Annotated in this window: 18 protein-coding genes; 10 read left to right on the top strand and 8 right to left on the bottom strand. The window is 51.2% G+C overall.

The features are described 5' to 3' along the window. Positions 1-8 precede the first annotated feature (8 nt). The gene (locus ABD843_RS15725; protein ID WP_345085304.1) at positions 9-989 is read right to left on the bottom strand and encodes a hypothetical protein; all 981 of its coding nucleotides are present in this window, start codon (positions 987-989) and stop codon (positions 9-11) included. A gap of 257 nt (positions 990-1,246) precedes the next feature. Then, complete coding sequence (locus ABD843_RS15730; protein ID WP_345085307.1) at positions 1,247-3,664, bottom strand: TonB-dependent receptor; 2,418 nt, start codon at positions 3,662-3,664, stop codon at positions 1,247-1,249. A 264-nt stretch (positions 3,665-3,928) separates the two neighbouring features. On the opposite strand from ABD843_RS15730, the gene ABD843_RS15735 reads away from it, so the two are divergent. The 6 genes from ABD843_RS15735 to ABD843_RS15760 all read left to right on the top strand — a co-directional run bounded on the left by ABD843_RS15735 (position 3,929) and on the right by ABD843_RS15760 (position 10,171). After that, positions 3,929-5,398, top strand: a complete 1,470-nt coding sequence (locus ABD843_RS15735) for a phytoene desaturase family protein (protein WP_345085309.1) — start codon at positions 3,929-3,931, stop codon at positions 5,396-5,398. 6 nt (positions 5,399-5,404) lie between these two features. Further along, positions 5,405-6,241, top strand: coding sequence for a phytoene/squalene synthase family protein (locus ABD843_RS15740; RefSeq protein WP_345085311.1), 837 nt, complete (start codon positions 5,405-5,407; stop codon positions 6,239-6,241). After that, positions 6,238-6,738, top strand: a complete 501-nt coding sequence (locus tag ABD843_RS15745) for a hypothetical protein (RefSeq protein ID WP_345085313.1) — start codon at positions 6,238-6,240, stop codon at positions 6,736-6,738. Before ABD843_RS15740 ends, ABD843_RS15745 begins: the two co-directional genes overlap by 4 nt. Before the next feature lie 11 nt (positions 6,739-6,749). After that, on the top strand, positions 6,750-7,235 hold the full coding sequence (locus ABD843_RS15750) for a sterol desaturase family protein (RefSeq protein ID WP_345085315.1): 486 nt from the start codon (positions 6,750-6,752) through the stop codon (positions 7,233-7,235). Further along, entirely contained in the window at positions 7,228-7,947 is a 720-nt protein-coding gene (locus ABD843_RS15755) for a lycopene cyclase domain-containing protein (protein WP_345085319.1), read from the top strand. The genes ABD843_RS15750 and ABD843_RS15755 overlap by 8 nt, the downstream gene beginning before the upstream one ends. Positions 7,948-8,149: 202 nt before the next feature. After that, the gene (locus tag ABD843_RS15760) at positions 8,150-10,171 is read left to right on the top strand and encodes a DUF7619 domain-containing protein (RefSeq protein ID WP_345085322.1); all 2,022 of its coding nucleotides are present in this window, start codon (positions 8,150-8,152) and stop codon (positions 10,169-10,171) included. A gap of 75 nt (positions 10,172-10,246) precedes the next feature. Here ABD843_RS15760 and ABD843_RS15765 read toward each other — a convergent pair whose 3' ends face one another. From ABD843_RS15765 to ABD843_RS15785, 5 genes are all read right to left on the bottom strand, one after another. Continuing rightward, positions 10,247-11,818, bottom strand: coding sequence for a Na+/H+ antiporter (locus ABD843_RS15765; protein ID WP_345085325.1), 1,572 nt, complete (start codon positions 11,816-11,818; stop codon positions 10,247-10,249). 53 nt (positions 11,819-11,871) lie between these two features. Beyond that, complete coding sequence (locus ABD843_RS15770; RefSeq protein ID WP_345085328.1) at positions 11,872-12,342, bottom strand: DinB family protein; 471 nt, start codon at positions 12,340-12,342, stop codon at positions 11,872-11,874. Positions 12,343-12,451: 109 nt separating this feature from the next. Continuing rightward, on the bottom strand, positions 12,452-13,546 hold the full coding sequence (locus ABD843_RS15775) for a fatty acid desaturase family protein (protein ID WP_345085331.1): 1,095 nt from the start codon (positions 13,544-13,546) through the stop codon (positions 12,452-12,454). Positions 13,547-13,799: 253 nt separating this feature from the next. Beyond that, positions 13,800-15,017, bottom strand: a complete 1,218-nt coding sequence (sucC, locus tag ABD843_RS15780) for an ADP-forming succinate--CoA ligase subunit beta (protein WP_345085334.1) — start codon at positions 15,015-15,017, stop codon at positions 13,800-13,802. Between the two features lie 225 nt (positions 15,018-15,242). Further along, entirely contained in the window at positions 15,243-16,244 is a 1,002-nt protein-coding gene (locus tag ABD843_RS15785) for a fatty acid desaturase family protein (RefSeq protein WP_345085337.1), read from the bottom strand. A 152-nt stretch (positions 16,245-16,396) separates the two neighbouring features. Between ABD843_RS15785 and ABD843_RS15790 the strand changes: the two genes are divergently transcribed. From ABD843_RS15790 to ABD843_RS15805, 4 genes are all read left to right on the top strand, one after another. Further along, positions 16,397-16,900 carry a hypothetical protein gene (locus ABD843_RS15790; RefSeq protein ID WP_345085340.1) on the top strand — a complete coding sequence of 168 codons (504 nt, stop codon included), beginning with the start codon at positions 16,397-16,399 and terminating at the stop codon, positions 16,898-16,900. A 47-nt stretch (positions 16,901-16,947) separates the two neighbouring features. Beyond that, a complete protein-coding gene (locus ABD843_RS15795; RefSeq protein ID WP_345085343.1) occupies positions 16,948-17,154 on the top strand; it encodes a hypothetical protein in 207 nt (68 codons plus the stop codon). A gap of 135 nt (positions 17,155-17,289) precedes the next feature. Continuing rightward, a complete protein-coding gene (locus tag ABD843_RS15800) occupies positions 17,290-18,024 on the top strand; it encodes a head GIN domain-containing protein (RefSeq protein ID WP_345085345.1) in 735 nt (244 codons plus the stop codon). Positions 18,025-18,074: 50 nt separating this feature from the next. Further along, positions 18,075-18,521: a DUF2147 domain-containing protein gene (locus ABD843_RS15805; RefSeq protein WP_345085348.1), complete on the top strand. Its 447-nt coding sequence runs from the start codon at positions 18,075-18,077 to the stop codon at positions 18,519-18,521. A gap of 7 nt (positions 18,522-18,528) precedes the next feature. Here the strand turns inward: ABD843_RS15805 and ABD843_RS15810 are convergent, their stop codons facing one another. Further along, complete coding sequence (locus ABD843_RS15810; protein ID WP_345085351.1) at positions 18,529-19,689, bottom strand: amidohydrolase family protein; 1,161 nt, start codon at positions 19,687-19,689, stop codon at positions 18,529-18,531. Positions 19,690-19,710 lie beyond the last annotated feature (21 nt).

The raw sequence follows: 19,710 nt of genomic DNA on the forward strand, positions 1-19,710 counted from the left end.
TCAGGATATCATTTACTGCAGTCAAGGTCGTACTGACCGCCTATAGAATTGTAGTAGAGCGCATTCTGAAAGTTGGTGCCATCGTGGTTCTGCACAAATGACATCTCCAGGTAGCCGCAGTGGCCGTCGGGCCATATGGCGTATACATTGCCGCGTATCACACGGTTCAGCACTACACCGGTAAGCTCGTTCCTCCGCACATCCCAGTCCTCCGACGATATCTTCACCTTCATCGGTTTTTCTTTCCAGTGTTCGTCGGTGGCTTTTTTCTGGGCCGCTTTCAGCATTTTGGCTTCCAGCTCGGCATCTTTCATGCCTGCGGGCAGGTCCTCGAACGTTTTTCCCATTTTTGCGGTAGCGCCCTTGGCCTTTACCAGTGTAAAGGTGCCGGTGGCTATAGGATCTTTGGTAGACCGGCTCTGGTATGCGCCGCCATACATGTCTATGCGCACCTGGTGGCTGCCTTCGCTCATCGCGTTCAGCGCATCCGTTACTTCACGCACAGCGCCTCCGTCGGCGGCATTGGGTATTATGCGCGTTTGCCCGGTCGTTTGGTGGTTGCCTTTGTCTACAGGGTATTCGCTTTTATACACTACAGGGTATTTGTCGTTATATGGTTTGCCGTCTATACTCATTATGTAGTATGCCTCGGCCCAGCTGCCACCGCCGCCCATGGCGCTCGACTCGTTCTCATAAAAATACCCCTGGTCGAAAAGCAGGTACTTGTTCAGCCCCTTGGCCAGGTAGAAGCGCCCGTATATGATGTCGCCCACATTGAACGTGCTTTTATACACACTCTCATTGTTCATATTACCTCGCGTTATCTTGTCGTTAGAGAAGAGGATCTTTCCTATGTTCTTCTTATGAACATCGCAGGTGATACCTTCATCAGGTTTGGCATCGGCTTTTTTTTGCTCGTCCTGTGCCATTGTAGAACTGGCAAATAACAGTGCTGCCGCAACAAGAGAATAACTGATAGTTCTTTTCATAAAAAGGTCATTTTTTTAGTTGTTCGCATGGCAAAGTAGCAGCAACACAATGGTACTTTTTCACGCTTCAGACCCAATCTTGTATATAGTGTGTATTTCTTGGCTGTGGCCTGGCCACGGCACGGTTGCGTACAAAAGCTACACATGGCAGAGCCGCCATTTCATAGCCGATCCAGGATGGCGCAGGAATGCTATGCCAGGCGGCAGGAGAGGTGTTAGAAGAAGACAGGAAGGGTAAAATAGAAAGGCTATCGTGTTTACTTGCTGTTCTCCGGCGACTCTGCATTCAGGAAGTTATGCTCTTCCTTCTTGCGTATCCCGAAGTTGTACATCACATTCATACCATAGCGGCGGGTATCGCCCCTGCGCAGGCCGGTGGCATATATGTTGCCCTGCTCTATCACAAAATGGTTGTTGTTGGTAAAGAACATATCGTTCACGCTCAGTGTCACTTTTAGTTTCTTTTGCAGGAACTGGCGGTTCACACTCAGGTTCAGCGCGCCGAAGGTGCTGAGCTCGTAGAACTGTACCTGTCCCTTATACCGCATAAAGCCGTTCAGCACCACCTGGGTATATTTGCCCAGTTTCAGTGTCTGGTAGGTAAAGAAGGTCCAGCTGCCACGTGTGTACGATAGCGGCTGGCCATTGTAAAAACCCTCGTAAAAGTTGTAATTGTACTGCCCGCCCAGTACAAAGAAGTAGGTCTTGCCCGGCGGTATGGCTCCCAGGCCCTTCATGTAGAACTCTTTGTTGGTGCCCAGGTTGTCATATGTTCTCAGGGTCTGCCTGCGGCTGCTGTCTGCCTGGTATACCACTTGCGAGAACATGTCTGTCATGTCATTGTACCCAAAGGCTATGATAGGCCTGTCGTCTACCGATACGTTGGCCTCATAGTTCTTCGTGAACTGTGGCCTTAGCGATGGGTTGCCTGCTTCCGACAGGTATTGGTCCACATACCGTGGGAAGGGGTTCAGGTAGTCATAGGCAGGGCGGGTAATGGTGCGCCTGTATATGAGGTAGCTGCGCAGCTCCCATCCGGCTATCTTCATTAGCTTCCTGCTTATGTACAGGTAGGGGAACAGGTCTGTACGCCGTATGCGGAAGCCCGTATCGGTAGGCACCGTCTGGTGGCCCAGCATATTGGTGTTCTCTATACGGCTGCCTCCTTTTATCAGTATGCTCTGCAGGGTTTTGGTGGCCTGCAGATAGCCTGCATATATATGCTCCTCGTAGGTATATGCATTGGTGCGTGCGGGGTCGGGACGGGTAGTGTCGTTATAGGTACGGTCGTAATCGGTACTGCCGCAGAACCATACGTTCGATGCCTTTACACCTCCTTCCAGGCTTATCTTGTAGGGCAGTTTCCACACCATATCTGTCTGGAAGGCAAAGTAATTGTAGCGGTTGTCTATATTTCCCTTGCCCGAAAGGCTGTCGTAGAAAGGCGTATAGTAAACGGTGTTGTATGCCTGTTCCGATCGTGTAGGGGTACCGCTCCATGTCAGGTCCGTGCTCCATTCCGATCCCAGTGTGTCTATCTTGTATTTGCCCGAAAGCCCCTGTGTAATATTCTTGTTCGCCGCCCGGTTGGCAACGTCTGTCTTGTACGTCAGTACCTGCTCGCCTGTGCTTATCTTCTCTATATGTGCCGGGCTGCTGCTGTTGGTATTGTTATGGTTCAGGCTGCCACGGCCGTCATAGGTTATATCCCACTTCTTGTTGGGGGTATAGCCTATGCTGTAGCTGCCATAATAAGAGTCTCCGGGATAGGTAGTATAGGCATTCTGCGATAGCAGGGAGTCTGCGGCAAAGGTGCGGTCGGTATTCAGTTGTTCGCCTGTGGCGCGGCGGCTGGCCTGTATATTGAAGCTGGTGCTCAGTACGCCATTGCTGTTGTTTATCACCACCCCTGCGAATTGGTTGCCGTATGTGCCCTGGTTCATGCCTGCGTTCACGCTGCCGGTAAGACCTATACGCACACCCTTCTTCAGTATCACGTTCACTATACCCCCGCTCGATGAAGCATCGTACCGGGTAGATGGTGTGCGCATTATCTCTATGCGGTCTATGGAGCCCGGGGGCAGGCTTTTCAGCATGGCGGCCACCTCTGCGCGGCCCATCTTTTGCTCGCGGCCATTTATGTATACCGTGGCCGGGGTAGAGCTGGATATATATATGTTGCCATCCTGGTCTACGAACAGGCCTGGCACCTTCTCTATTATATCGAATGCATTGGTACTGCTTGCCGCCAGCTCTTCGGGGTCTACTATGGTCTTGTCTTCCTCCTGCCGCATCAGGGGGCGTTTGTAAGTCACATTCACGGTGCCCAGCGTCTTGGTATCAGGCTCCAGCACTATATCGAAGACAGGTCTTGTTCCCTTTACCAGTATGTTCTTCACTGCAGGTCTGTAGCCCATAGAGAAGGTGCGTACTATATACTTCTCCCCAGAGGTCAGGGTAAAAGTACTGGTGCCTGCGCTGTCGGTATCGGCTTCGTAATGTGCATTGGCGCTGTCTGTAGCGCTGCTTACCTGTATGGCGGCATACGATATGGGTACGCCGTTCTTGTCTGCCACCTTGCAGATGACCTTTACCGATTGGGCTACAGATATAATGGAGATAAGCAGTATCGCACAGCACATCAGCGCCGGCAGCATACACTTTTTGCGTTGCACGGCGCAAAGATAGGCTTGCGGGCCGGTCTGTTGTTATTATATACTCGTTCTCTTTTTGTTCATGTTTTTCATTTGTTTTGTTTATTTTATTTCAATATTATTTCAACAATATTTTTCTGTTCATAAACTGCTGATAGGCAATAATGTATCTGTATTCGTTTGTTTTCGGCATTTTTTGCTTATTTTTATTTAACACTTCTGCCATTTTTTCTTTTTGTTGTTTTTAATTTGTTTAATTAATTTGCATAAAAATTAAACAAAATAATGGGTCGCATCTCTGTCATCGGTTCTGGTTTTTCTGGGTTGACGGCAGCATGTGCGCTTGCCCGGTACGGCCACGATGTGACCGTGCTGGAGAAGAACGATACCATTGGTGGCAGGGCGCGGGTGCTCAGGGAAAAGGGGTTCACCTTCGATATGGGGCCTAGCTGGTACTGGATGCCCGATGTGTTCGAGCAATTCTTCGGGCGCTTCGGTAAAAGTGCCGATCAGTATTATGAATTGGTGCAGCTCGATCCGGGTTTCCAGATGATATTCGGAAAGAACGATGTATTGAAGGTACCTGCCCGGCTGGATGACATATATGCCACATTCGAGCAGGTAGAGAAGGGCAGTGCAGACAATTTGAAGAAGTACCTGGCAGAGGCGCGGTACAAGTATGAGATAAGCATGGGCGACCTGGTATACAAACCATGTTTCTCGTGGCGCGAGTTCATGAATATGACGGTGCTGAAGCACCTCTCCAGGTTATCATTATTGGGGTCCGTGAGTGGCCATGTGCGAAAGTATTTCAGAGACGAACGATTAGTGGCCCTCATGGAATTCCCATCTCTTTTTCTCGGTGCTACTGCCCACCGTATACCTGCCTTGTACTCCCTTATGAACTATGCCTCGCTCACTATGGGTACATGGTACCCTATGGGAGGTATGGGGCAGATAACGGAAGGTATGGCATCGCTGGCACGAAAGATGGGTGTGGAGATACACACAGGCTGTGAGGTCACACGCCTGGAGGTATCGGGAGGGTATTGCCGCTATGTAAATACAAAACAGCACAGAGAGCGGGTAGATGGTGTGATAGCCAGTGGCGACTATCATGCCATAGAGGAGCGCCTGCTGGAAGAGCGCTTTCGCAATTACGACGAGCGGTACTGGCAGGGTCGCACCTTCGCACCATCGTGTCTCATCTTTTATCTGGGTGTGGGCAAGCGGGTAAAGAACCTCATACATCACAACCTCTTCTTCGATACATCGCTGCAGCGGCATGCCGGGCATATATACGATACCCCCCAGTGGCCAGATGATCCCCTGTTCTATGTATGCTGCCCATCCAAGACCGATGTGACAGTAGCACCACAGGGTATGGAGAACCTTTTTATACTGATGCCCATAGCGCCCGGTCTTACAGATACTGCCGACATCAGGGAAAAATACTTTCATAAGCTCATAAAGAGATTGGAAGACCTGTGCGAAGAGAGCATATTGCCACATATAATTTATAAGAAGAGCTATTGTGTCAACGATTTTGTGAAGGACTATTATGCCTATAAAGGCAATGCCTATGGCCTTGCCAACACCCTGCGCCAGACAGCTGTGCTGAAGCCATCGCTGCGCAACAGGAAGGTAAAAGGTCTTTATTATACCGGCCAGCTCACGGTGCCGGGACCCGGGGTGCCGCCGGCCCTCATATCCGGCCAGATAGCCGCCCGTCAACTGCATAACACACTTAAATGATATACTATGAAAGAGCTATTCGATAAGGTCTCCGCTGCCTGTAGTGTGCATACTACCAATACCTATAGTACCAGTTTTTCATCGGGTATCCGTTTCCTGCACCGAGATCTCAGGGAGCCTATATACGGTATATACGGCTTTGTCAGGTTCGCCGATGAGATAGTGGATTCCTTTCACGGGCACGACAAGGCCACCTTGCTCACCGAGTTCAGGGCCGATACCTGGAAGGCCATAGAGCGCGGCATATCCGTCAATCCCATCCTGAACAGCTTTCAGCATGTGGTGAGGACGTACGGCATAGAGCGCGACCTCATCGAGTGCTTCTTCGATAGCATGGAGACCGATCTGCACACTACGGTCCATACTGCGGCATCTTATTCGCAGTACATACTGGGCTCGGCCGAGGTGGTGGGCCTTATGTGCCTGCGGGTATTTGTAGATAACGATAACGCGGCCTATGAGTCGCTAAGGCCTGCGGCCATGAAGCTGGGCGCGGCCTTCCAGAAGGTGAACTTCCTTCGCGATATCCGAGCCGATAACCAGGACCTGGGCCGCACCTATTTCCCGGGTGTAGACCTGGGCCGCCTGTCGGAAGAGGAGAAGATGGCCATACAGGCCGATATAGAGGCCGACCTGAAGGAGGCGCTGCTAGGTATACGCAGGCTGCCACTGAAGGCGCGTAGCGGGGTATACCTCGCATACTACTACTATATGTCGCTCTACATGCGCATCAAAAAGATGCCTGCTAAAGCCATAATGACAAAAAGGGTCAGGATACCTGACCTACAGAAACTGGGGTTGGTGTTCACATCTATGGTCAGGTTGCAATTAAATATCCTGTGAGGGCCGGCATCTTGACCATAATGTGCCTGTTCCATATGTGCGTAGGGGCCGCAGTGCCCTCGCTCACACAGATAAGGGAGCTGTACTACCGGGCCAATGAGAACAAAAAAGCGGCAGATCGTTTCTACACCACCATGCAGGCTGTGGACGACAGAGAACAGCCATTGCTCACCTGCTACAAGGGTATGGCCGCCATAATGAGGGTGAAATACGGTATAGAACCTTTCTCCAGGCTGGCAGGCTTTCAGAAGGGTAAAGGGCTGGTAGAGCAGGCCGTAGGGCAGGCCCCTGCTAATGTAGAGGTCCGCTTCCTCAGGTTCTGTGTACAGTCGCAGGTGCCGCGTATACTCATGTACAGCAGCGATATGGCTGCCGATAGAACATTCATACTACAGGCCTACCCACAACTGGCCGACAATGACCTGAGGAAAAGAATAAAGGAATATATGCTGAGATATGGCGACCTGACCCCGAACGAAAAACGATATTTACAATAAAAGAAACTACCATGTGGCTCATAAATATATTTACAACACTGGCCTCCTTCATAGCTATGGAGGCCGTTGCATGGCTCACACACAAGTATGTGATGCATGGCCTGCTGTGGAAACTGCATGAGGACCATCATAAAAAGAACCCCTCATCTTTTTTTGAGAAGAACGACAACTTTTTTCTCATATTCGCGCTGCCGGGTATAGCGTGCCTGGCGCTGGGTGTGTATACTACGGCCCACCTGCTGTTCTATATAGGGTTGGGTATTACCCTTTATGGTATGGCCTACTTTACCGTACACGATATTTTCATCCACCAGCGTTTCAAGCTGCTCAGGAACACCAACAATTTTTATTTCCGTGCCATACGCCGGGCGCACAAGATGCACCACAAGCACCTGGAGAAAGAGGATGGCGAATGCTTCGGTATGCTCTTCGTGCCTATGAAGTATTTCAAAGAGGCTATGAAAAAAGAAACAAAAGCTACTCCCGGCCATGCCTGACAGATATCTATACCTGCTTGTGGATAGCCTTTGCCTGCTGTTCCCCCTTATCTTCACCTTTCACCCGAAGATCAGGTTCTACCGGCATTGGCGCAGCTTTTTTGTGCCCTGCCTCGTCACCGCCATGGTGTTCATACTATGGGATGCGCTTTTTACCGCCAAAGGCATATGGTCGTTCAACGACCGCTATTTGCTGGGTATATATTTGCTAGGCCTGCCGCTGGAAGAGTACTTGTTCTTCATCTTCATACCCTATGCCTGTGTATTCCTCTACTACAACATCACCCGCTTTTACACCATACCGGTCACCGGCCGTTCAGTAGCGAATGGTACAGTGCTCTTCATATGTGTGCTTGCGTTCATGGCCATCATATATATGCCGCTGCTGTATACCTCGGTCACATTCCTGCTGCTGGCTGCCCTGCTCACGCTGTTGCTGGTATTGCGCGCATCCTTTCTGCCGGCCTTCTATATTTCCTTCCTGGTCACGCTCATTCCCTTCTTCCTGTCCAATGGGGTACTTACGGGGGCTGTCACCCCGCAGCCGGTGGTCATTTACAACGATAGTTACAACCTCGGTATACGCCTCGTCACCATACCTATAGAAGATACCTTCTACGGCATGGCCATGTTGCTTATGAATATCGCAGGGTTCGAGTATATGAAAGGTTTGGCGCATAGGCCTGTAGCGGTCGCATCATCTACTGTTTGATCTATTTCGGGGCTATTATATATCCCCAATGTTGTGTGTCTGGTTGCTCGCCGGTAGCTCTTATGAGCTATTCGGCGGGCTTTTTCTATTTTGCGGCCCCTATTACTGATGTATGACTTATATATTATTCTGAAAATATTTTATCATATATCTAACATAGGTTCTAATATAGCGTCTAATAATATCAGAAAACGAACAACTCGTGAAAAGATATATACCTCTCATAGCATTGCTGCTGGGCTGCCTCATGCCCCGTATAGCTACCGCCCAATGCTCAGGCACACCACCTTCGTACTTTGCATATTCCAGCACCACATTTTGCGGTTATTGCACCTTTACGTTAGATCTGGCCATTCCTCTGCCTGTTCCCTCAGGGCTCACTTACCAGTGGCAGGTATCGCCATCGGGCACCATGTGGCCTGCTTTATGGTATAACATCCCGGGGGCCACTACCGCTTCGTACTCCCACACACCTACGGCCCTTTTGCCTCCCATGTGGAGCTCAGGCAATAACCATTACAGGTGCAAGGTCACCTGCGCTACCAGTGGCGATTCCTCTTATTCTTCTGTGCTGCATATTCCCAGCCCTTTTTTCATGGAAGAGCGCGCCACGGTGGCCGTACCCGATACTACCTGCGGCCTCATACGTTTTTATATAGATAAACAGTGGGCGCCCGAATTGTATGTGCGTACCGACTATGGCGATGGTACATACGACTCTGTACTGACAATGACCGGCTCGCTGGGCGAATTTGTGCAGCATCAGTACACCGCTCCCGGCAACTACCACATCACGCACAAGCTGTATTACGACAACATATTCCAGGATTCATTATCGCGCGATGAGGTGGTGTATTCCTGCGATGTGCTGCCTATAAGGCTATATATGGTAGCCGATGCCGACTGCGAAATGAATGGCAGCGAACAGTACAATGCCGTGCCGCTGAATGTGGCCGTAGATTCCAACGGTGTACCTATAGATACCATATCGGCTACCAGTGGTATCAACTATCAGGGGCATGGGCCTACCGGTACCGTGTTCGGTTTCATGGTCATACCCGATAGCCGCTACGTTTCCTGCCCCGCCGGTGGAGTGATATACGATACCCTCGATCCTGCAAGGTCTGTGCGTACCAAGTATTTCGGTCTGTCGTGCGGCTCCGGTGGTGTGCCCGATCTCGCGGTCAATATGGTGGTACCTGTCACCGGCCGTATGGACCAGTGGGGGCACATATATGTGCGCAACAATAATTGCGCTCTCACCGATGCCACGGTAAAGCTCAGGTACAGCCACAAATATTCTGCGCCGCCATCATGGATCACCTACCCCTCGGCCATATCGTTTCCCACACTCACATGGAACCTGCCGGGCATGAGCAGTGGCACTACCAGCAGAGAACTTTATTATGCCAGTTGGGCCACCATGAGCACCATGCTAGATGTAGGCGATACCGTGACGGAAGAGGTCATTGTCACATCATCTACAGGTACAGAGCTGGTAATGTACAATAACATAATAGAGAGGATAGATACCGTAAAGGCATCCTGCGATCCGAATTATATCGCCGTAGACCCGCCCGCATGTTTCGATACCGATACACAATTCCAGTTCACTGTTCACTTCGAGAACACCGGCGACGATACCGCCCACAATGTATATGTGCTAGATACGCTCTCCGAATTCCTCGATAGCCACACACTGCAGTTGGTGATGTCTTCGGCAAAAGAGATGAATGTCACTCCCTATACCGAGGGTGGCTACAACATAGTGAAGTTCGACTTCCCCAAGATAAAACTGCTGGACAGCTCCTGGCATGGCCTCAACGATGGCGCTTTTATCTACAACATTAGGTCGCGCAGTGGCCTTCCTGCAGGTACGGTCATTAAAAGCAGGGTAGGTATCTATTTCGACTATAACGATGCAGTGATGACCAATACCACCGAGAACCTGAAGGGATGCCCCGTGACAACGAAAGTGTCTGCCGCTGCGGCTATCGTACCCACACTATACCCCAACCCCGCCACCAATGAGTTGTATGTAACTACTGCAGACGGCATGTATTCTTCGTTCGCTATCGCCAATGGCCTTGGGCAAAAAGTACTGCAGCAGGATATTGCTAAAGCCACCACCAGGGTATCGGTGAGCGCATTGCCCGCAGGTATATATTATATCACATTCAAGGGCGCTAACGGCACTTGCACACAGCGTTTCACCAAGTGGTAAACAAGATCTTCCCCCGCACAACATGATAAAGGCGGCCCCACCGGGTCGCCTTTTACTTTTCTGTTCTTTGCCTGTCTACAGGTATCGCAGTTTTTCCTCTTCCAGGTCTATTCGCGAAAGGTGTTTGCGTATCAGGTCCTCGTCTATGGTCTTGTCCTCGGTGTTCCTGGCTATCAGCCATTGTCTTTGCTGTTCCAGCACATCGCGGTATATGTGTTTGAATTCCTCTGTCACCCTTGTATCATCCGTCAGCAGGCGGGCGCCTTCCAGTTTCAGCGCCATCTGCTGTATGGTCTGGTGGGTGCGCACCAGGTCGCCATATTTGCTGTTCAGGTGTTGCAGCGCATGGTCGGCCACCTGCCTGCCTATCTCATGGTCCACATCTTCTTCCGGCCGGGTATGGTCGGGGTCGGGCATGTCCATTTTTTTGATGAGGTAGGGTAGGGTAAGTCCCTGTACCAGCAGGGTCAGCAGTATCACTATAAAGGTGATGAAGAGAATAAGGTTGCGCTGCGGGAAGAGCGTGCCATCGGCCATATGCACGGGTATAGACAGTGCTGCGGCCAGCGATACCACACCACGCATACCTGCCCACCCCAGTACCAGCGGTATCTTAAACCCGGGGTGGCGTGTATCGGCCACGGTTATGAAGTTGCGCATGATGAGGGTGACCACCACAGCCCCATATGCCGATATAAGCCTGCCCACTACCAGCACCGCAGTTATGAGCACACCATAGCCTATGGCGGCAGCAAAGCTCACATCGCCCAGGCCTGCGGTTATCTGCGGCAGGTCCAGCCCTATCAGTATGAACACAAGCCCGTTCAGCACGAAACAAAGGCTCTCCCACACATTGCCACCCTTCAGCCGCGAAGAGGTGCTGAGGAACTGGTGCCTCTGGTGCGACAGGAACAACCCTCCACTCACCACCGCCAGTACGCCCGAGCTATGTACCTCTTCTGCCAGTATATACATGATGTAGGGCGTTACTATGGTCAGTACTATGTCTATATTGGCATCGGTAGGCAGGTGTTTGTGGGCTTTCATAAATATCCAGCCTACGGCAAGGCCTATCAGCAGGCCGCCTGCCAGCATCCAGCTGAAGCTAAGTGCCACATCGCGCCATACGAACTGGCCTGTGGCCACTGCTATAGTGGCAAAACGGAAGATGATAAGCGAAGACGCATCGTTCAGCAGGCTTTCCCCCTCCAGTATCGACGACAGCCGTTTGGGCACCTTTACGAATTTCAGTATAGCCCCTGCGCTCACCGCATCCGGCGGCGATACTATGCCACCCAGCAGAAAACCCAGTGCCAGCGTAAAGCCGGGTATGAAACGATCGGCCACTAAGGCTACGGCCAGTGCCGAAAGCAGCACCACCACGAACGCAAAACTGCCAATGATGCGGCGCCAGTGCCACAGTTCTTTCCACGATATGGCCCATGCGGCCTCGTACAGCAGTGGTGGCAGAAAAATGATGAAGATAAGCTCGGGGTCTATGTACATAGGTGGTATACCTGGTATCAGGCTTATGACCACGCCGGCCAGTACAAGTACCACAGGGTAGGCCACTCTTATCTTCTTTGCCGCCATTATCAGCGATACGATGACCAGTATCAGCAGCAGGTAAAAAGGAAAATGTTCCACTATATTGCTATATATAGTATAAAGATAGAGATCGGCCCCGGTTCTGCAGCTATCTACCCATGCTCGCGAATGTAAAGAATGTAGTCGGTACCTGGCAGCTTCAGGCCCAGCTCCCTGAGGCGGGTAGCTATCTGCCCCCTGTGGTAGGTGCCATGGTTCAGTATATGATGCAGTATATCCTGCAGTTCATTGGTATAGGGTGTACCCACAATATTGGTATATGCGATGGTGGTGCTACCGGGCTCGCTCAGCATGTCTATGGCTTTTGTCATCCGTTGCATGTTCGCTGCCAGGCGTTCCCTTAGCACCGTTACGGGCACTATTTCCCATATATCTACCGGCCCGGTAGCAGGTTCGGCCAGTATCCGCATCAGCCATACCTGCTGTGCAATGCCTATGTGGCTCATCAGCCGCATTACCTTTTCGTCGCTTACGTTGTTCTGTTCTATGGCTTCTATCAGCGCTGCGTTGCAATGCAGCTCATATTTTGCCAGCTTGTGGAAGTGTGCGGTAAGTTCTTTCATTTATATGCTGTTCTACGTTCCAAATATATCTATAGCCGGCTTATCACGGTCGAAAAAAAACGTCCCACAAGGTGTGGGACGTTCTAGTATCATCATATCCGGGTGCCGGTTACTCCTGGCCCAGTTTTTTCAGCATTTTGTAGTGTTGCCCCAGTGCGTTCACAAAGGTGGGCATCACTTTATAAGGCACACCATATTGCTCGGCCGTACTTCTTACTATCTTCGATATCTGCGGGTAGTGCACATGCGATATGTGTGGGAACAGGTGATGCTCTACCTGGTAGTTCAGTCCGCCTACGAACCAGTGCATCCATTTGCTGCGGGGCGAGAAGTTGGCCGTGTTCAGCATCTGGTGTATGGCCCAGCTGTTCTCCATCTTGCGGTCGTCGGTGGGCATAGGGTATTCAGAGCTCTCCAGCACATGCGCCAGTTGAAAGATGCAGGACAGACCCAAGCCCGCTATAGCGTGCAGCAGCAGGAAGCCTGCTACTACATACTGCCATGGCATGCCCGAGTACAGTATAGGCAGCACCAGTATGTAGGTAAAGTATATCACTTTGTATATGCTCAGTTCCAGCAGTGCTTTGTTCAGCGATATCTTCTCTTTCTTCAGCAGTCCCTTCTTCTCGTATATGAACAGCAGGCGGTAGTCCTTATACGTTACCCACTGTATGGTGAGCAGGCAGTACAGGAACCAGCCATATATATGCTGAAAACGGTGCAGCACATGTTTTTTGCTGTTGGGCGAAAAACGCAGCAGGCCACCTGCATCTATATCTTCGTCCAGGCCCTCTATGTTGGTGTAGGTATGGTGCAGTATATTGTGCTGTATGCGCCAGGTCACGTCATACCCGCCTACCACGTTCACTATATCGCCTACCACCTTGTTCACCGTCTTGTTGTCAGAGTAGGACCCATGGTTAGAGTCGTGGTGTACGCCGCAGCCTACGCCTATCATACCAAAGCCCACCAGCGCCCACATACCGAAGAAGAGATATACGCTGGATGCGGCCAGGCCTGTGACTATAATAATGTATGGAACAAAGAAGAGCGCACACATAGCCACCGTTTTCCAGCGCAGCGATGCATTGCCCGATGGAGAGATGTTGTTCTCCTTGAAGAAAGTATCGATGTTCTTTTTCAGCGTATCGTAGAAACCATCTCCGTGCTTCGATGCGAAACGTACTATATTTACTTTGCTCACTCCCTGAATTTGAATTAAATGTGCAAATATAAACCAAATATCGTATCAGGAATGCTAAGTTTTCAACACGGTGGGTATGATATAGGTCATATCATATTGTGAGGTTATTTCAATATGTTCGGGCTGTGGCAGGTATCTTCCTGGTTCTGGTTGCTGTATGGCGTGGTAATTGAGAACGCTGTGCAAAAAAACGGGAAGTTGCCCCAATGAGCAACTTCCCGGTATGTATATAACAAGAAGGTAATAATTGTTATTAGCCCCTTACAGCCTTCTGCACCAGCTCTGCAGCTTCGCTCAGCAGTATGGCGCTCTGTACTTCCAGGCCGCTGTTCTCTATCAGCTCCTTTGCAGCCTCGGCATTGGTACCCTGCAGGCGTACTATGATGGGTATGTGTATGTTGCCCAGCTTTTTGTAGGCCTCTATCACACCGGCGGCCACACGGTCGCAGCGTACTATACCACCAAATATGTTGATCAGTATCGCCTTTACATTAGGATCCTTCATTATGATGCGGAAACCGGCTTCCACCGTCTGCGCATTAGCGGTACCACCCACGTCCAGGAAGTTAGCAGGTTCGCCACCCGCCAGCTTTATCATGTCCATGGTGGCCATGGCCAGGCCGGCGCCGTTCACCATGCAGCCCACGTTGCCGTCCAGCTTCACATAGTTCAGGTTATATTCGCCTGCTTCTACTTCTGTAGGGTCTTCTTCGCTCTTGTCGCGCATATCGGCCAGGTCGGTATGGCGCATCAGGGCGTTGTCGTCCAGGCTCATCTTGCAGTCCACTGCCAGTACCTTGTCGTCCGCGCTCTTGAAGAGCGGATTGATCTCCAGCATGGCGCAATCCAGGCCCACATATGCATTGTACAGGTCCGATACGAATTTCACCATGTTCTTATGGGCCGCACCGCTCAGGCCCAGGTTGAAGGCTATATTGCGCGCCTGGAAACCCTGCAGCGGAAAGCCCGGCTGTACCCACTCGCGGAATATCTTCTCGGGCGTATCATGTGCTACCGTTTCTATGTCCATACCGCCTTCGGTGCTGTACATGATCACGTTGCGCTTGGTGGCGCGGTCCAGCAGTATGCTCAGGTAGAACTCCTTGCGCTCGCTGGGGCCATCATAATACATATCCTGTGCTATCAGTATCTTGTTCACTTTCTTACCGGCCTCGCCTGTCTGTATGGTCACCAGGGTATTGCCCAGTATGTTGCGTGCTACGCGTTCCACATCCTCTGCGCTCTTCACTACCTGTACACCGCTCTGGTCGGGCGCTTCCTTCATGCGACCCTTACCGCGGCCACCTGCATGTATCTGCGCCTTTACTACGGCAAATTTGGTGCCTTTGTCTACGGCTATCTGTTTGTATGCATTCACTGCATCATCTACATTAGATACAGCTATGCCGTCCTGCGTGGGTACGTTGTAACGCTTCAGCAGCTCTTTGGCCTGGTATTCGTGCAAGTTCATGTATTGGAAAAATTTTTGCGAATGTAGCTAATTGTAAGGAAAATACTAAATGGGCGGCGAAAATGCCCCTCCGCTTCACATTTATTTTACCGGTCTATATCGGAACTCCCTCTTGGGAATTTGGAATTTAAGATCTGGGATCTGGAATTTTCTCTTTGAAATTTCCTTACCCCACTTTGGAATTTGCAATTTTGAAATTTGGAATTTTCTCTTTGGAATTTCCCCCTATGCTCTTGCCATTCTCCTGTCCTCTTCCATCTCATCAAAGCCTATCATCTTGTTCGCGTCAGCGTCCCATACCTTCAGGCGCAGGCAGGCAGCAATGTCGCCCGGCATCAGGGTGGTCACCTTGGCCTGTTGCAGCTCGGGTATGGCCGCCATGGCCTCGGGCAGGCGGTAGAAGGGGATCTTCGAGTTCAGGTGGTGAATGTGGTGGAAACCTATGTTCGCAGTTACCCACTGCATCAGCGGGTTCAGGTCCATAAAGCTCGATGATTCCAGTGCGGCATTCGTATAGTTCCAGTCTACGTTCTTGCGGTATGTAGCGCCGGGGAAATTGTGCTGCGCATAGAACAGGTAAGCCCCCAGCATATGCGCCAGGAAGAAGGGCAGCGAGAAACTGAGCAGCCATGTGAGCCAGCCGAACTTCACGAACAGGAATATGGCTATGCCATAGTGCAGCAGCAGCACGGCCAGCGAATCCCAGTGGCGGCGCGGGCTGCTGAGGAATGACTGTATGCACATGCCGTACATAAAGGTAGTGAAGTAGGCAAAGAACATATTGATGGGGTGCCGCACGGCCAGGTAGCCGAAGCGTTCCATCTTCGATGCCTCCAGGAACTTCTGGCGGGTCATGATAGGGTAGGAGCCTATGCTGGCGCTGAAGAGCTTGGCATTGTTGTTATGATGATGGTCGTGCGAACGCTTCCAAATGTTCGGCGGGGTTATCATGTATATGCCGAAGAGCGTGAAAAGCACATCGGCCACGCGCGACCCACGCAATATGGTATGGTGCTGAAAATCGTGGAAGATGATGAATACACGCGCCAGCATACCCGCCGCAACCACGCTGCAAGCGATGCGGAGAAAAATGTTATCGAAATAATAAGTGCCGGCTATGGAACCGATGAGCAAAAGAAAGGATGTGATAGTATAATACCAGCTCTTCCATCGTACCTCTTTTGCGAACGGCTTCGTGGCCAGAATAAGTTCTTTGCCTGTGAGCATCCTGCAAATTTACATAAACAAGCAGAAAATAATACACAGTAAGGAACAATTGCAATTCGTTAGGGTTTGTTTCTCTGTATATAGTGCCCCGCAAGCCTATAAAATAGGCGCTCTCATTTGTACCTGCACCCCCAATAAATTATATTTGCTACATGAGACGCCTGTTCCTGTTCTGTATATTGGTCAGTTCGCTTACTGTTATAGGTCGCAGTAAAGTGGCCCGCCCGGTGGTTTCCCGTTTCCGCAGCGACCTCTCGGCTATCGTTCGCACAGCGGCACATCCCTCGGGTTTCGATGAGCTGAAGAACATAGAGATGGTGACAGGAGTATGGGATTGCCGCCTGGGCCTGGATGGCTTCCTGCTCACTATCGTGCTCGATCAGTACCACCCGGCCGACCGCTGGCTGGTGCGGGCCGAATCGGTGACCCCGGCCGCAGCCCGCAATGTGCGCATGCTGCTACTGAAGGGCCTGCCCGGCTACACCATGAAGGACTCTGATACCGACAAGACGGTAGCGATAGACCGTACCCGCCACAGCCGCAAGGTGGTCTTCACTCGTAAGGACCGCTTTACAGAGTCTACCATCACCGTACTGTTCAATGCTCACCAATACGCATCGCTTACCATGCTCATAGAGTCTTGGTCGCTTTCATAAGTTTTTACCCTAATTTTGCAATATCGCTGCCAGGCGCCCACTTTTATATGAAACGTCTTTTGCTTGCAGGTCTGCTTGTATTCTCGCTCTCTCACACTGTGCTGGGACAAGGCTGTTCCATATGTACCAAAACGGCCTCCGAGATGGACAGCAAAAGTGCCAAGGGCCTCAATGGAGGCATTCTCTACCTGGCCATGCTGCCGCTGGGCATCATGGGTACGCTGGGTGTGGTATGGTGGCGCTCCAAGCGCTGATGTGCTACCCCCGGCGCAGTAAAAGCGACATTCACCGATAAAACACTCTCATTTACCGAACGTGACTTCCTTCCGGTGGTCGCAGGCGTAATTTTGTGTCATATTCCATTCCACACCATCAAAAAAAGACATTCCATGAAACAGCTATTGTACATATCATCGTTCGCGGCCGCTGCCATGCTCTTTTCCTCATGCGGCGCCAATGTACTGCGCGGCGAGGGCAAAAAGACCACCGAGATACCGTCTGTAGATGCCTTCAATGCGGTGGATATACGCATAACATCTGATGTGAAGGTCACCGTTACCGAGGGTTCGGCATATGGTATAGAGCTCAATGGGTATGCCAATATACTGAAGCACATACGCACCGAGGTAAAGGATAGTGTCCTCTACATAAAATACGACCTGGACGACACCTGGAACATAGACGACGATAATATGAATGTGCGTATATCGGTACCCTCGCTAAAGGCGCTATCCACATCAGGCGCACCTGATGTGGACATAATGGGCGATATAAAGGGCACTTCCTTTGCGCTAGATGTTTCCGGGGCAAGCTCCATCACCATACAAAGCATCCATACCGAGACGTTCACGGCCGATATGTCCGGCGCATCAGAGCTGAAAGTGCAGGGCGGTGTGGTAAAGAGCGCTAAGTACGAGATCAGTGGTGCCGGCCAGATAGAGGCCTTCGACCTGCAGACAGAGGAAACGGAAACATCCATGTCCGGCGCAGCCAAAAGCGAGGTCAATGCATCGCGCAAGCTGGTAGCTGATATAAGCGGTGCAGGCGAGGTAGAGTACAAGGGCCGTCCCGAGGTGATAAAGAATATATCGGGTATAGGCGAGGTGACCCCGGTAGATAAGTAGGAAATATGCGCGGGGAATGCTATATTTATTGGCAAAAAAAGATCCCGCCTATGTCAGCCAATTATTTTTTCAGGGCATCTATGCTGTGCGTATGCCTGCTTGCAGGCCGCACCATGGCCTTTGCACAAGACCAGATAGAGCGCCTGTGGTACAACGAAGAAAAGACCGCCAAGATCCAGGTGTTCAAAGCCACCGATGGCAAATTCTACGGAAAGATAATATGGCTCAAAGAGCCTAACAACGAGCAGGGCAAGCCCAAGGTAGATAAGAACAATCCCAAAAAGGAAAGGCAGAACGACCCCGTGCTGGGCCTGCAGATATTGAAAGGTTTTGTAAAGGACGGCGCTACGGGTTATGAGGATGGCACCATCTACGACCCCAAGAACGGCAAGACCTATAGCTGCAAGATCACCTATAAGGGCAACAGCCTGGATGTGCGTGGTTATGTAGGTATATCCCTCCTGGGCCGTACCACTACATGGACAAAGGCCGAATAATGTGGCTTTAAATTATTCTTGTTACCGAGGGCCTGGTCTCAAGCCCTCTTATCTGTATCATACCCGGCCTGGTACCGGGCGCCAGTGTACCTACTACATCCTGCATCTGCAGGGCGGCGGCGCCATTGGCAGTGCCCCACTGCAGCAGTGTTTCCCAGCCCAGGTGCGGGAAATGCGTTTTGATGGTACACAGCTCGCTCAGCACACACAATTGGTGGTTCGATGCCAGGCTGTCGGTGCCTATGCACAGGTTGGCGCCCTCTCTTATCAGCATATCTATATCGGGCAGGCGACCCTCTATGTACAGGTTGGCATTGGGGCACAGGCACCAGTGTACATAGGGTGCATAGGTATGTGCGAACCGCACATCACCCTCTGTTGACGAGGTATTGTGTACGAATATGAAAGGATGCTCTTTCGACATCCATTGCAGGTAAGACTCCAGCGAGGGTTTGCCCGTGGGTCTGAAGCTGCTGTGGTCTATACCCATCATCTGCAGCAGCTCGCACACCAGCCCTTCGCCCGTAGTGTAAAATCTGTTCTCTTCCTCGCTTTCCTGGTTGTGTATGGATATAGGTGCAGCCGGCAAATGCCTGTCTATAAGGCAGAACAGCGCATCGGATACCGAATAGGGCGCATGGGGTGTTATACTCTGCCTTAGCAGCGTATCGCTGCCGTGCTGTGCTGCATATGCGGCATACACCATCAGGGCATATTCAAAGGCCCTGTCGGCGTTTTGCGGGGTAAAGCCCAGCGCCTCTACAAAGGTGTGGAAGTGCATTTTGCCCAGCGCACGCACATCCGTTGTATCGGCCGTGTTGGCTATATCGCCCACTGCTACTATGCCGTTGTTCAGCATATGGTGGTAGGCCCGGTGGCGTGCTTCCGTTTTCTGCTCCTCGGTAAAATCGTTGCGGTACTGCGGTATGCTTTTCAGAAAAGGTATCAACCCCGTACGCTCCGGCACCACGCCCCTCATATGCGATAGCTCCAGGTGGCAGTGTACATTCACAAAGCCGGGTGCCAGTACGCCATCGTAGCGAACGGCGCCCTCTATGGGGCTGTTATGCACGGCCGCTATGGTACCATCATCGGCTACTTCTATAGTGGCGCCTGTGGGTAGCCATTCATGCCCGTTGTGTATGCGTTCTGCGGTAATGAGTTTCATAGAGTAGAGATGTGCCTGTAC

The sequence above is a fragment of the Nemorincola caseinilytica genome, assembly GCF_039540515.1.
GTDB classification, from domain to species: Bacteria; Bacteroidota; Bacteroidia; order Chitinophagales; family Chitinophagaceae; genus Nemorincola; species Nemorincola caseinilytica.